We start from the raw sequence: 14209 nt of genomic DNA, 5'->3' as shown, positions 1-14209 counted from the left end.
CAACAAGTGCAATTCAAACCGCAATGGCTGTGGACGCTTTAGCCGGACTGTCAGACACGATGGTACCATCCTTCATTTCAATGATCCGCCCGGTACGCAAAGCCGACGACATATCATGCGTCACCATGCAAATGGTTGCGCCATTGTGATTGAGCGTGTCAAGCAGCGTCATCACTATCCGGGCATTGCTAGAGTCCAGGTTACCTGTGGGTTCATCAGCCAGAATAATGGCTGGTTGGCCGGCAATAGCGCGGGCAATGGCGACACGCTGCTGTTGTCCCCCAGACAGCTGAGCAGGGTAATGGCTGGCTCGATGGCTCATTTCAACCTGCTCCAGCGCCGCAGCGACCCGTTCATGCTGCTCTGCGCGACTGAGATCCGCTCGATAACTCAGCGGCAGGGCGACATTGTCAGCCACACTCAGCTCACTGATTAAATTAAACGCCTGAAAAATAAAGCCGATTTCCTTATTACGGATCCGAGCTCGCTCATATTTATCGATTTGGGCGGTATTGTGCCCGGCCAGCCAGTATGTGCCATTGCTCGGCGTATCCAACAGGCCCAGCTGGGCGAGTAAGGTCGATTTACCACAACCAGATGGACCAGTAATAGCCAGGTATTCCCCTTTTGAGATAGTAAGATTAATGTTGTTCAGTGCCCAGGTTTCGACATCATCACTGACAAATACTTTGTTTAACTGACTCAGCTCCACCAGACGGTCGCTGCTGTGTTGTTGATGTGACATACTGTGTACTCCGTTAAAAGTGTGATTACTGCAAAGAAGCAAATGACTGCTTGAAACGTACTTCGGCGTGTTGCCAGTGTGAGGTATCAGAGAGGATCACCCGCTCGCCCTCAGCGGCGCCATGTTCAATTTCAATGTACTGACTGGACATGTGACCAAATGTCAGTGGTCGACGAAGGGCCTGTTCACCAGAGCTCTCCAACAAGTAGAGGCTGGCCTGACTAAAGCCACTGGCCATAACCGGCCGCTTCACAAACAGGGTGTCCTCAATCGTGGCGATCTCAATCACCCCGTCGACACTCAGCGCCGGGCGTACCTCTTTCGGCAGCTCCCCGCTGAGCGATACCTCCACCAACACCGCACTGTCACTGACCACAGGATCAATACGCTGCACCGTGCCTGTGATCTGACTGGCACGGGTATCCAGAGTCACCGTCTGGCCGAGCTGCACGTCTTTGATCTGGCTTTCAGGAATGCGTAACTCGGCAAAGAACTGATCATTTCTGGCCAACATAGCCAGATTACTGCCCGCCCCAATCTGCTGCCCCGGCTCCAGCGGCATGGCCTGCACTATGCTGTCCATTGTCGCAACCACAGTCAGGCCAGTGACCTGCTGCTCAATCCGCGCGACCCGTTTGCGCAGGCTATTGAGCCTCGCATCACCGGCGCGCAGTTGTGCCGCCAGATTTACACGTCGTTTTTGCAGCCTTTGCTGTTCCAGCGCAAAACGCTGGCGGTACTGAGCAACATTGATCTTGACCTCTTCAAAATCAATCTTAGAGACCGCCACTATCCCCTGTGCCAGCAGCTTTTCTTGAGCCGCTAAAGTCAGCTGAGCGCGCTCCAGACTGAGTTTTTCGTCTACAACGGCAATTTCCTGGTCCAGTAAAGTCGACTCCAGTGCAACCTGTTCGGCATGAGTTTGTGCTTCTAATGCCTGCAGCTCCCAGCGTGCCTGTGCCAGCGCTTCTTCCAGTTCCGGATTGCTCAGCTGCAGTAACACATCGCCCTGTTTTACTTCAGCGCCGGCTTTTTTAAACACTTGCTCGACTCGACCATCGACCGGCGTCGTGATCCAACGGATCTGCGCCGGCACCAGTACGCCACTGCCACGCACCGTCACTTTTAACTCGCCCCGGCGCACCGTATCGATCAGCAAGGGGGCTTTATCTACCAGATTGGACGCGCTAGTATGGTGGTTAAAAAACAGGGTAAGACTGCTCACGACAATCAATCCCATCACGCTCATAACTTTGGCTTTGCGACTCCACAGGGGGCTTTTATTGGTTCTCACTATGTCCATGATGCTTCCTCAAACAGGGCTATGAGCTCTACTTTAGAGTGCGGGAGGGCGTCCAAACAGGCTGACTATGTAAAAGAAAACAGCGCAGGTTTTACAAAAGTTTACGTGCACTTTCGCGGCGGGCCCGCTAGCTTTACGCTAAACTGGCCAGCACAAAACAGGGAAATAATAACAAGATGAAACCTACCCTACTGATCGTAGAAGATGAGCCGGCCATCTTACGTGGCCTGACCGACCTGTTTGTTTTTCATGGCTATGAAGTTGACAGTGAAATAGACGGGGCGCAAGGCCTTAAGCGTGCCCAACAGGGCGATTATGCCTGCATTTTATTAGACGTCATGCTGCCATCAATGAACGGCTTTGCAGTCTGTGAAGCACTCAGAAAAACCGCACCGACTCAGCCCATCATAATGCTCACCGCAAAAAGCACCGAGCAGGACATTATCAATGGTCTGAGCCTGGGGGCCGATGATTATGTAGCCAAACCCTTTTCAACCTCGGAACTGGTATTGCGTGTAAACGCACTGGTACGTCGCTCGGGCTGGAACCAGCATGACGGAGAGCTGGTTCTGAGCAAAGACGTCAGCATCAACCCACAATCCCTGACCGGCACATCATACCAACAGGACGTTAAATACACGCGTCGTGAGGTCAGCTTACTGAGTTATCTGCTGCGCCAGAATAAGCCTGTCAGCCGTGATGAGCTATTACACCAGGTCTGGGGCTACAAAACCGTGGGGGACATAGATACGCGTACTGTGGATATTCACATCGCCAAACTGCGAAAAAAAATAGAGCAAGACCCGAAATCTCCGCGCCACCTGGTCACCCATCGCGGTGAAGGTTATCAACTGTATATCCAATAACGGCATCACCATGTGGTTTAAAGACAAACACCTTATGACCTATGCACAACGCAAGCAGCAGCTGCGTTGGCAGGCCTGTGCCTTCTTATTGTGCCTGTTAATACCGCTTAGTATTTTGCTCTACTTCGGCTTTGCACAACTTAAACAGAATCAGTTGAGCGAGTATCAGGAACAGGCCCGTAGCCTGATAACCCAAATTGACCGCCAGATGTTTAAACGCCGCTTACTGTCCAGTTCACTGCCTGTCGAGGCATTTGATTATTATCAGCCAGTCTATAACCCACTCACCGAAGAAACGCTGCAAATACCTTCTGTTTTGTCACATCTGGGTCCGGCCAGACCAACGGCGACCCGCCCTATTCAGGGACTGGTCGGTTATTTTCAGTTTAATGCGCAAGGCCAGTTCAATAGCCCAATCTGGCCGGAGCCGCTGTCAGGCGAAGACCTCTCGAATCCCACATCAGAACAACAGCAAAGCTCTGTCGAGCTACAACAACGCTACGACCGGGCAAAGTTCATTTACCAGACGCTGGCCAAATCAACAGCGCTACAAACTAAGCTGGCGACAGGGCTGAGCAAGGAAAATGGCTTGTATCAGATCTGGTTTGATGTGCCCGGCTACTTTATCTTCTATCGACTGCCTAAAGTCGGTACAGAGCGTAAGTTACAAGGTTACCTGGTCAGGCGTGACCCCTATTTACTCAGTCTTGTTGGCGAATATCTGAGCCAAAGTCAGTTTGATACCCCAATCCTACTCACGCTGGTTGCAGATAGGTCAAACAGCTCCAACAAATTGTATAACGCTATGACCGCGCAGCCAGAGCAGCTGCACTTCTTACTGCCTCATGACCAGTCAAATGTACGCAGGCTGGCAGAGGCCGACATTCCCGCAGAGCTGCGAGCACAGCCCTTATATAGCAGTGCCCTGCGCTGGCCATTTAACAACTATACACTGCACTTTACCACCCATGCCTTACCCATGAGTCCGACCCTGTTTTACAGCGCACTATTCTCTCTGTTACTCATACTTATCATTTTGAGCGCCTGTTACGGATTTTACCGGCTGAGTGTCAGACAGCTTGCGCTGGCAGAACAAAGAATGAACTTTGTGTCTTCGGTCAGTCATGAGCTCAAAACACCGCTCACCGCCATCCGCATGTATGCCGAAATGCTGCGTACTGGAGCTGTGGTTTCCACAGATGCTCAGCAGGATTATTATGGCTTTATTCACGGTGAGAGCGAGCGCCTGAGCCGCCTGATTGACAACATACTGTTGCTTACACGGCTGAATCAGGAAGATCACCATGGCCTGCCTCAGGTTAAACCGGACTATGCCCCGGTTGCCATGCTGGCCGATATTATTCGCTCCAAAACCTCTACCCTCCTGGAAAAACAGGACTTCCATCTAAATATGGTGATTGAAGCGCCGCTATCAGAGGAAGTTGACGTTTTAGTGGATCAGGATGCCTTTGCCCAGGTGGTGATAAACATTGTTGAAAACACCGTCAAGTTTTTTACCGCCGAAGGCATCTGTGATCCCGCGCGCAGACAACTCGATATTACCTTTCGACACGCAGAGCAAAGTCACGACAAGCTGCTCCTGGAGATCCGTGATTACGGCCCGGGCGTGTCGCAACAGCAATGCGATAAACTGTTTGAGCTGTTTTATCGCGGTGGAGATGAGCTGACCCGCACAACACAGGGAACAGGGATTGGTCTGGCCCTGGTCGCTCAGTTAGTCAAAGCACAACAAGGTCAGATAACAGCCCACCAAATGACGCCGGGGCTCGCGTTAAGATTGACCTTACAGACCCGACATTTTAACAAGGTGATGCCTGAATAGGTGGCCCAGGCATAGAGTTTGTCTGGCAGCGATACACTCAGGCTGAAGATGCAAGTATCAGCACGCTGTGTGCATTAAAATCCAGAATGATAATGTAGAGGGCTGGACGTGTGTCCCTAAATTCTATATAACCTGCGCTACACTTTGATACATTTTGGTGGTGACTGTTACGGCTTAGCCCTCAGCCACTCGTTAAGCTGTTGGTATCAAATGTGACCTCAGGAATAATAACAATGAACAAGGTAATGATACGTACCCTGACAAGCTGCTTGCTACTTGTCGGGCTGAACAGTCAAACGCTACTGGCAGCTGAATCCCCCAAGGAACAACACCCGGACAGCAAAGGCTTTCTCGCACTTGGTGTTGGTGCTTTTGCCGGACAAAGTCCATTTGGCGATGCCAGTGCGGGCCTGGGATATTTTGTGAATGGCGCCTATGAATGGGATAACGGGCTGTTTGTAGAAGTCCCGGGCGGCCCCAATAATATTCTCGGCAACACCAGCGTAGGCTACAACTTATATCGCAACACGCATTGGGATGTGGATTTTCTGGCTTCATCTGCACGCTCAGATGCCGATACCAAGTACATTCAACAAGACGGCTCCGAGCTGCGCTTTACAAAAAACCAGACCAATTATCTGGGTGTTCGCTTTCGTGGGATCTGGTCAGGGCTGCGATTTCAGTTAATTGTCGCCCCTGAGCTGAGTGACGACCGGGGCGCTTATGTGAGTTCACAGATAAGCAAACACTGGACGATAAAAAACTGGCACCTGTTCAGTGCTTATCGGGTGAATTATCTGCCGGGTGATATGCTGAACTACTATTATGGCGTCAACAACACAGAGAATAACAATAATAACCGGGTCGAAGGATTACCTGAGTACATAGCCAGTAGCGGCTTATCCCACAGCTTGCACCTCGGCGCCACCTACCCACTCACCGAAAACTGGCTTTTTGATGCCTCTTTACGTTACTACCACACTCCCAGTGCCATTGCCGATAGCCCCCTCATACAGAGCAATCTCGCACGGGGTGACAATCGCAGCCGCAATGCGCTGGGATTGGGCCTGTCTGTCAGCTATGTGTTTTAAGGGGCCGAGCATGCGTAAATTTATCTCTACCTTAGCCCTTACCGGCATAACACTTTTCCACAACCAGGCTGTTGCCAACGCTCTCGTAACACTGACACTCAGTCCGCAACAATGTGTCGCTTTGCACCAGGGTGAATACTGTCATAGCGAGCTGACCATCCACTGGCAGGCTAACTCGCCGGGCAACTACTGTGTGACACATTCCAACCGTGAACAGCCACTAAAATGTTGGCAGACCACTGCGAAAGGCACAATGACGATGGACCTTCAATTCAATCAAAATGTGCATTTCTTCCTGCAAGATACGCAGCAAAAAACACTGGCCAGTGCTCAGTTAACCTATGCCTGGGTTTATAACAAAAGTAAAAATACACGCGTAAGATGGCGAATGTTCTGATGACGACAATACCAAATACACACCTGTTACTCATTGAAGATGACCATGAACTGGCACACTGGATCTGTGACTACCTGGCGGAAAAATCCTTTTCCGTCAGCCTGTGCCATCGCGGCGATGAGGCCCCGCAGCAGATCCTGAGTTTGAACCCAGATCTGGTGATCCTCGATGGCATGCTGCCCGGGCTGGATGGGCTGGACGTCTGTAAACAAGTCAGACCCCAGTACCCCGGGCCTATCCTGATGCTGACCGCACGGGATGAGGATATGGACGAAGTACTGGGACTGGAAATGGGCGCAGATGACTACCTCACCAAACCGGTGCGAGCACGGGTATTGCTCGCGCGGATCCGTGCATTACTGCGCCGCCATAGTCCAACCAATGTTGCACAAGATCCCGCTGGCAATACAGAGCGTATCGAGATTCAAGGCCTGTTAGTGGACAGAAGCGCACGCACCGTCACCTTACAGGGCGAGGCCATTGATGTGTCGTCCAAAGAGTTTGATTTACTCTGGCTGCTGGCAAAATCAGCCGGCGAGCTGGTTACCCGGGATTTCCTTACCCAGTCTCTGCGTGGTTTTGAATACGATGGATTTGATCGCTCCATCGATCTGCGCATCTCGCGGTTGCGCAAAAAACTCGGTGATAACCCGGTTGCGCCCTTTCGCATCAAAACGGTCTGGGGACAGGGCTATCAGTTGGTTCGGGAAGCCTGGTGATGCGTCATTTTGCCCTCTCACTCCTGCTGGCCGTTGTGGCTATTTCCATCGCCACTAGCTGGCTGTTTGACCATCTCTATCAGACGTTCACACCTGCTCAGCAGCAACACACGCCTCAGACGCAACTGGCGCAGCTGGCCCGGGACATACATGCGTTGGTTGCTGCCACAGATTCACCTCATGCCTTGCTATCAAACTGGCCTGCTCAGTCGCTCCTGCAACCTCAAATTGTCCCGACATCAGCGTTCCCGCTTCCGGCTGCGCTGCAAACCAAATTACAAGCCAATGAACAGATCCAGCTGGAAACCGATCAACAAAGACTGTTTCTGCAACGTTTGCCAAACTCAACAGACTTGTTGGTCATCCGCAGCGATCAAGTCACGTCGCGCAGTGATCTGGCCTGGTGGCTGACAGGGCTGTTTTATACCGCGATGATGACGCTGATCCTGATCTGGCTGCTGCCCTTTCTACTGCGGCTGCTCAAACTACGCCGGGCGGCCCAGCGTTTCGGTGCCGGCGACCTGTCACAACGCTTACAGGTTGGATCTGTGATGTATTTGCGTGATCTGGAACGGGACTTTAACCACATGGCTGAACGCATAGAATACCTGGTACAGGACGTCAAACTACTCAGCGGTGCCATGTCACACGAACTACGTACACCGCTGGCGCGGATCCGCCTCGGCATGGATACCCTGGAGGAAAGCACCGACCCTGACAAACGGCGTCACTATGAAGCCAGGATCAACCGCGATCTGGATACCATGTCCGCGCTGATCGATCAGCTCTTAAGCTACGCAAGGATGGATCAAAGCATCGCAGAGCTACAGCGTCGTCCGCTGGATCTTGGCCAACTGGTCAAACAGGTATCACGCACCTGGCACGACATGGATATAACGCTCAAGCTGGCTTTACCTGAACACGCCATACAGGTTATCGGTGATCCATTTTACCTGACTACCTTGTTGAGTAACCTGCTGGAAAACGCCAGCAAATACGGAAACGGCCAGATTGTGGTCACACTTAATCACAGCCCAGGGTTCTGCACATTGGCAGTGCATGATGATGGCTCGGGCGTACCTAGTACACAGCAGGCACATATTTTTAAGCCTTTTGTCCGGGCGCATGCTGACGACCATACTCACCGTGGATTTGGCCTGGGCCTGGCACTTGCTCAGCGGATTGCCGATTGGCACCAGGGCCAGCTCGAGGTCAGTGATTCAACGCGTCTGGGCGGTGCCTGTTTTACTTTGAAACTTCCGGTATAACAGCACAAGCAGCGACAATCGTTCAGCATTACTCACACGCCTGATATTGAGCGTAAAATATTAATCTTAAGAAACCTTGAGCTTAACACTGAAAGAAGCTCAATCCAGACATATGCGCTCAAAACAAAACAAAATAGCTACATTTTGATACACCACATTAATTATTTCTTGATACACTTCGAGCGTGTGTTTAATTGCCAGATTGGGCGTCACGTGAGACACCAACAGGCCCAAATTAAAACAAACGTTCTCATGCGTAATGCGCTTACACCATTCAAACTCTCGATATGGGTAGACCGCTAAACAAACAGCGAGCAAGTATTCATAACCCATCTCCACTACATAACTAAGGATAAAAATAAAATGAAAAAAATAATCCATTTAACACTGGGACTCTTAGCCGTGAACTTTATCAACGTTGCACATGCCAAACTCAGTGTTGGTGCTGGATACCCTTATGGTGGTTTGACTGGCATTCAGTACACCAACGCAGTCAATGACGATCATCTCCTGTCGATTTCCGCAGGCTTAATTGGCGCAGCCATAAGCTATGAATACATCCTGGACAAAGATAATAAACACACGCTGGGCATCATTGCCGGCAGCGAGGCCTTAACAAGTGAAAACGGGTTTGTCGCACTTAATTACCACTACTATTCACAGGGCGCGCTTCAGGAGGGTTGGACATTTGGTGCCAGTGTCGGGGTTCGCCGCACCGATGAGCGGGAATATCGAACTGACATACTCGATATCTTTGGCACCGAAAAAGTAGAGTCCAAAGCATTAATTGGCCTCCACTTAGGTTACCGCTTTTAATTTTTCGTCCTGCCGGACCTTGTTTCATCAAGGTCCACACACCATTTCAACTCATCAAAAAGAATTACTCTCATTTTTTTCAATGACTTTTTTGCATCATTTACTTTCATTAAAATCCATTGGTTACATAAAGTTAAATAAAAACATAGCAACCTCATTTGCACACTTCTGCCGGGTGCATCATTTTTTATTTCCACATCACAGATTGACTTAAAAATATTCACTCAGTTATCAGTAAATAGCAAACTTTCTTCTGCATCGATTGACCAGGTGACGGAACGTTTGCGCTCATCGGATATAACCATGCTCTGTTTATAAAACCATGCATATGCACAAACACACTATTTAACAAAATAAAACAATGAATAAACCACAAAAAACCAAAGTATTGATCTTGTGATAACAAATAATTACATTACCTATTCCTAATACAGGACTATTAGAAAAAACAGGAAATACACATGAGAATAAAAACAATCACGATGGCACTCCTAGCCATCTCTGCAAACTCTGCACTCGCACAAAACCAGGAAGTGGATGAATATGGTCTGAAAATTGACTCATCACATACCATTTCCATGTTCAGCAAAGAAACTCAAAACGCCACGACAGAACGTCTGACGACGCCGTTTAAATCCCTTTCCGCCCAGCGCATGTCGACGACCAGCAGCACAAGCAGCACTTGGTATATAAACTCGACCGAGATGGACAGATTTTGTGAGTGGTGGGATGGAGAGCTCCCTCTGGGTATCGAACCAGAGCCCACCGCAGGCGCTTCGCTTGAGTCAGACACTCAGGAATTTGCGATTACACCACAGCGTACCTGCCGTCTTTGGACTGAATACCCAAGATACTCCTATGGCTATGCCGATGTATATATGGGTAATGACAACCGACTCAATAAACCTGTTGTTGTTGTTCAGCCATACCACGTAGATATTTCGGGCTCTAGCTACACTAAGCAGGCTTTTTACAATGATGTAAACAGTGGTGGCCTGATGAGCAGCCTCAGAAGTGCAGGTTACGATGTCATTCTTTATCGTTACAGATATCAGGACAAAGGTATCGAGTATAACGCCGATGGTGTTAAACGTTTGCTAGAAGTCATCAACAGCAAGTCAGGTGTGTCTTCGACTTCTTTTGTTGGCTTGTCGATGGGTGGCGTTGTAACACGCTTTGCATTGCGTGAAATTGAAAAAACCGGTTCACTCAATAATGTCGCGTCATTTATCTCCTTCGATGCACCACACTTGGGCGCTAATTTCCCACGCTCGATCCTGGACAACACTAATCGTCTACTTGATAAAGTCGATTCAAGTCTTTGTGGTTTAAGCGGTGACTGCCGTGAAGCACGTCGTCAGTTGGAAGCTATTACCGCTAAGCTGAACACAAAAACCTTTAAAGAACTGATCATGGACACCCCTTCAGGGTCATCAGACCGCAGTGCTTTACTGTCAAAGCTAGCAAGTTTAGGCCACGTACAAACAGTACCAACCCTGGCTATCACCAACGGAGCACAAAGCCGCACTCAGGGTGCACCTGCTGCTATTATGACGTCACACTTTAAATTGCACCGTAAATGGTACAATGGTGGAAGCAAGTACTTTAAAGTCTACACCAAACCAAGTGTTGATAACGTTGCAGGTGGTTACGCCGATTTCTATCAGGTCTTTTCTAACCTGATCGCCAGCCAGTCACACCCAATCACACCTTATGTGACGATCGGCCAGAAGCATTCATTTGTTTCAACTCGCTCAGCGCTGGCAGGCAGTGCAAATTACTGGGATGAGGTCGCTGCTTATCCAAGTAATAACGAAGCACATATGACATTAACTTATACAAAAGCCAGAAAGATCCGTGAATGGCTAGATAGATATCAAAACTAATTCGCACTCTGTGCCAATGATAAGTTGCAAGCCGGTAGCCTGGCTTGCAACTTCTATCGTTTAACTACAATGACTGACATGCAATATTAACCATGTCGCATACTTATCTGCGGTGTTCACCCTCCATCAAATTATCTCTTCTGCTAATGCTTCACGGGCGAACCTGACATCCTGAGCTAAACTGACTAAATACACGTTTAATATTATGATTCTAAATGCGAACAACCTATCCACAGAAGGTTTACCACAGGCTTTTATTACTGTGCATATGGCTGTTCACTGCCAGCATACGGGCTGCTGAAGAGACTGAGTTATTTGAAATGAGCCTGGATGAGCTGCTCAACGTGACGCTCAGTGGCTCTGCGGTACGCGATCTGAACCTGCAAACTACCCCCATCAGCGCTAATCCATTTAACCTGAATGCACTTGAGCTGCCGTTCAGCATAGATGTGATTGAGCGCAAAACCATGCGCGCACGCGGTCTGACTTCAGTTACCAGTGCAGTCGAAAATTTGGTGGGCGTTATCTCGGGCGAGTCACCCGCGGAGCCTTCCAGCTTCGCTATGCGAGGCTTTATTCGCGATTCCGTCTCTGTGGTACGGGATGGGATTAAACTGGGCCCGGCGTCCATGACGATGCGGCCACACAACACCTTTAACCTGCAACAAATAGAAGTTATCAAAGGGCCTGCCGCACTGCAATTTGGCCAGGGCACCGCGTCAGGTGTGATCAACATGATCACCCGTAAACCTCAGCTTGATGCCCCTGTTAGTACAGAAGTTTTTGTCTCTCAATCTAGGTTTGATACGCGAGAATGGGGCGTCGGCCTTCATCTGCCGGTCAGCTCAAACAGCGCCGCCCGGCTGGATGTGAATAAAGCACAGTCAGACGGCTGGGTCGACAACACCCCGTCGCATTCTCTGAATGCAACTTCATCCATACTGTGGCAGGCCAGCCCAAAGCTAAGCTGGCTGCTGAGTTTTGATTACCTCGAAGATGATCTCCCCGCATACTGGGGCACGCCTTTGGTACCAGCGCATGCTGCCTTAGACCCTATTGCGGGCATAGTCACCACCGCCAATGACCAGGTGCTGGATAACCGGACCCGTTACCTCAACTATAATGTCGCAGATAGCCGCTCGGATTCAGAACACCTATGGTCTCGCCTGCGCACAGACTGGCAGCCCAGTGATACACTGTCACTGAGCAATACGCTGTTTCACTTTAAGGCCGATCGCGCCTGGCAAAATGCAGAAAGCTATGTCTTCAACCCGGCCACAGAATTGATTGAGCGGGACCGTTTTTTTGTGTTTCACGATCACACCTTTTATGGCAATCAATTCGCAGGCGTATACCGCTACCAGCTTGGTACTATGGCACATCAGCTGGCCTTTGGTGCAGAGTTTAAAGTCACCGACTTTAGCCGCGAAAGAGGATTTCCCGACGGAGACAGTGTGCCGTTACTCACGCCAATGGCCGGTCAGTTCGGCGTTTTGGACAAACACAGCAGTCCGACCGATATCAGGCAATGGGCCCTGTACCTTAACAATACCTTGTCAGTCACTGAGTACTGGCGTCTGTTTGGCGGGCTGCGTCGCGACCACATTCGGCTGGTCCGGGACAACTACGATGTCTCAGGCAACTTTCTTGCCGATGAGAGCTTTGCACGCACCTTCACCCCACTTGCCTATCAGTTAGGCTCAACCTATCAGTTTAGCGACGCACTCAGTGTATACGCCCACTGGAGCACCGGACATGATCCGGTGGGCTCGAATATTTATCTGGTCAATGCCAACGAAAACTTTGATTTCACCGACATTAGCCAATACGAAGTTGGCATCAAAACCTTACTCAATACCTGGCAAAGTGAGCTCACTCTGGCCTGGTACGATATTACGCGGCGTAATATTCTGCTGCTGACATCACATGATACAGTCGGTAATTCGGGCACCCATGTTGCACATGGGCTGGAGCTGGCGATCACCAGTCAGCCAGCCAAGCATATTCGCCTGGGTGGCAATATCGCCTACACCAACGCCAGCTACCAGTCCTTTGTCGACCCAGACTTTGGTGTCAATGCCAGCGGTCATACCCCACCCAATGTGCCTGAGATTGTGGCCAATGCCTGGTTCAGCTGGGATAAAATTGGCGGATGGCCACTGGAAATAGGCGCCGGTATACGCCATGTCAGCGATCGCTATGGTAACTTCCAAAATTCAGTCACCTTTACTCGCTATGAGACGGTCACTTTGTTTGCAGCCTATCAATTTGAACATGCCCGGTTGAATCTCAATGTGCGCAACCTGCTCAATGAAGTGTATGTCCCCTGGGCAGACATTTTTTACCCGACGCAGGCAGCCATTGCCGCTCCGAGAACCATTGAACTCAGCCTGCATATTAATTTCTAAACCGCAACAACCGCCATTCTATCTATCATCCGCCCCCGGTCGGGGAGGCGTCTGCACCACACGCCATTGCTAAGATGACACTGTCGCTGCCGAACTAAACCACAATCAAAATCGGCTGTGGATATTATACCAATTTCACTTATTACCTGTTCAATTTTAAGGAGTTAACAGAACACTTCATTAAGCAAATTGGTATTACTCGAATAGCAATAAGCAAAAGGAAAACAACATGAAATCACTCAAAGCAATCAGCATTGTACTTGCCAGTGTAATGGCTTACTCGGCCCCCGCCAGCGCCTACTGGACGCAAATTTTGGTCTGCCCCAAAAAGAAGGTGACGACCACTAAAGTCAAGTATCACTGCACCCACAGCGGTACGCTGTACAGTACAGGCAACAATGTAGATTATCTTAATACAAGCTACCAGGAAATCGTCGAAGACACGACCTGTAGACAGCAAAGGCCTATCAACCACCACTATGAGAACGGCAAGGTCTACGCAGGCTACCTTTACCTCTCAAAAATCGTTGATCTCAGTTACCCTGAAGTGATTTGGGTCGACGACCCGGCAGGCTGTTACCTTAAGGATGTCTGGGTTGATGACATGGATAAAGAGTGTATCCGCAATAACAATTGCCCGGGTGACTAATGATTGAAACGGTCAGCGTTTGCACGCATCGTCAAGTGGCATAGTCCTGCGACTTTCACCCTATACGCCTACTCTGGGTGTGAATACTTGGCCTGACTTGCGCTCAGCCATCATGCTGCGACACGATGAATCAGAGGTACCTTGCCCGGTACGGTGTCTTCTCAGCACCCTGCGGTACCTGAGATTATGACCCCGGCCATGGTTGCCTGCCATGGCCT

The 14209-nt window shown here is 49.9% G+C and carries 12 protein-coding genes; 10 read left to right on the top strand and 2 right to left on the bottom strand.

The window, feature by feature from the left end; all coding sequences use genetic code 11:
* Positions 1 to 13 precede the first annotated feature (13 nt).
* Both MHN31_RS16235 and MHN31_RS16230 read right to left on the bottom strand, forming a co-directional pair.
* Complete coding sequence (locus MHN31_RS16235) at positions 14 to 745, bottom strand: ABC transporter ATP-binding protein (RefSeq protein ID WP_239444786.1); 732 nt, start codon at positions 743 to 745, stop codon at positions 14 to 16.
* Positions 746 to 770: 25 nt separating this feature from the next.
* Complete coding sequence (locus tag MHN31_RS16230; RefSeq protein WP_239444785.1) at positions 771 to 2048, bottom strand: HlyD family efflux transporter periplasmic adaptor subunit; 1278 nt, start codon at positions 2046 to 2048, stop codon at positions 771 to 773.
* Positions 2049 to 2224: 176 nt separating this feature from the next.
* Here MHN31_RS16230 and MHN31_RS16225 point away from each other — a divergent pair, with 176 nt between their 5' ends.
* From MHN31_RS16225 to MHN31_RS16180, 10 genes are all read left to right on the top strand, one after another.
* On the top strand, positions 2225 to 2914 hold the full coding sequence (locus MHN31_RS16225; RefSeq protein WP_125560828.1) for a response regulator transcription factor: 690 nt from the start codon (positions 2225 to 2227) through the stop codon (positions 2912 to 2914).
* Positions 2915 to 2924: 10 nt separating this feature from the next.
* Entirely contained in the window at positions 2925 to 4757 is a 1833-nt protein-coding gene (locus tag MHN31_RS16220) for a HAMP domain-containing sensor histidine kinase (RefSeq protein ID WP_239444784.1), read from the top strand.
* A gap of 233 nt (positions 4758 to 4990) precedes the next feature.
* Positions 4991 to 5848, top strand: coding sequence for a MipA/OmpV family protein (locus tag MHN31_RS16215; RefSeq protein WP_239444783.1), 858 nt, complete (start codon positions 4991 to 4993; stop codon positions 5846 to 5848).
* Positions 5849 to 5858: 10 nt separating this feature from the next.
* Positions 5859 to 6245, top strand: coding sequence for a DUF3019 domain-containing protein (locus tag MHN31_RS16210; RefSeq protein WP_239444782.1), 387 nt, complete (start codon positions 5859 to 5861; stop codon positions 6243 to 6245).
* Positions 6245 to 6964 carry a winged helix-turn-helix domain-containing protein gene (locus MHN31_RS16205; RefSeq protein ID WP_239444781.1) on the top strand — a complete coding sequence of 240 codons (720 nt, stop codon included), beginning with the start codon at positions 6245 to 6247 and terminating at the stop codon, positions 6962 to 6964. The genes MHN31_RS16210 and MHN31_RS16205 overlap by 1 nt, the downstream gene beginning before the upstream one ends.
* Positions 6964 to 8232, top strand: a complete 1269-nt coding sequence (locus MHN31_RS16200) for an ATP-binding protein (RefSeq protein WP_239444780.1) — start codon at positions 6964 to 6966, stop codon at positions 8230 to 8232. The genes MHN31_RS16205 and MHN31_RS16200 overlap by 1 nt, the downstream gene beginning before the upstream one ends.
* 363 nt (positions 8233 to 8595) lie before the next feature.
* Positions 8596 to 9048 carry a hypothetical protein gene (locus tag MHN31_RS16195; protein WP_239444779.1) on the top strand — a complete coding sequence of 151 codons (453 nt, stop codon included), beginning with the start codon at positions 8596 to 8598 and terminating at the stop codon, positions 9046 to 9048.
* 461 nt (positions 9049 to 9509) lie between these two features.
* The gene (locus MHN31_RS16190) at positions 9510 to 10934 is read left to right on the top strand and encodes a hypothetical protein (RefSeq protein ID WP_138538702.1); all 1425 of its coding nucleotides are present in this window, start codon (positions 9510 to 9512) and stop codon (positions 10932 to 10934) included.
* A gap of 215 nt (positions 10935 to 11149) precedes the next feature.
* A complete protein-coding gene (locus MHN31_RS16185; protein WP_239444778.1) occupies positions 11150 to 13342 on the top strand; it encodes a TonB-dependent receptor in 2193 nt (730 codons plus the stop codon).
* A 229-nt stretch (positions 13343 to 13571) separates the two neighbouring features.
* Complete coding sequence (locus MHN31_RS16180) at positions 13572 to 13991, top strand: hypothetical protein (RefSeq protein ID WP_194867583.1); 420 nt, start codon at positions 13572 to 13574, stop codon at positions 13989 to 13991.
* Positions 13992 to 14209 lie beyond the last annotated feature (218 nt).

It is taken from the genome of Pseudoalteromonas sp. McH1-42 (assembly GCF_022347845.1).
Taxonomy (GTDB): domain Bacteria; phylum Pseudomonadota; class Gammaproteobacteria; order Enterobacterales; family Alteromonadaceae; genus Pseudoalteromonas; species Pseudoalteromonas rubra_D.
The sequence above is the reverse complement of the archived record's forward strand: the minus strand, read 5'-3'. Positions and strand labels throughout refer to the sequence as shown.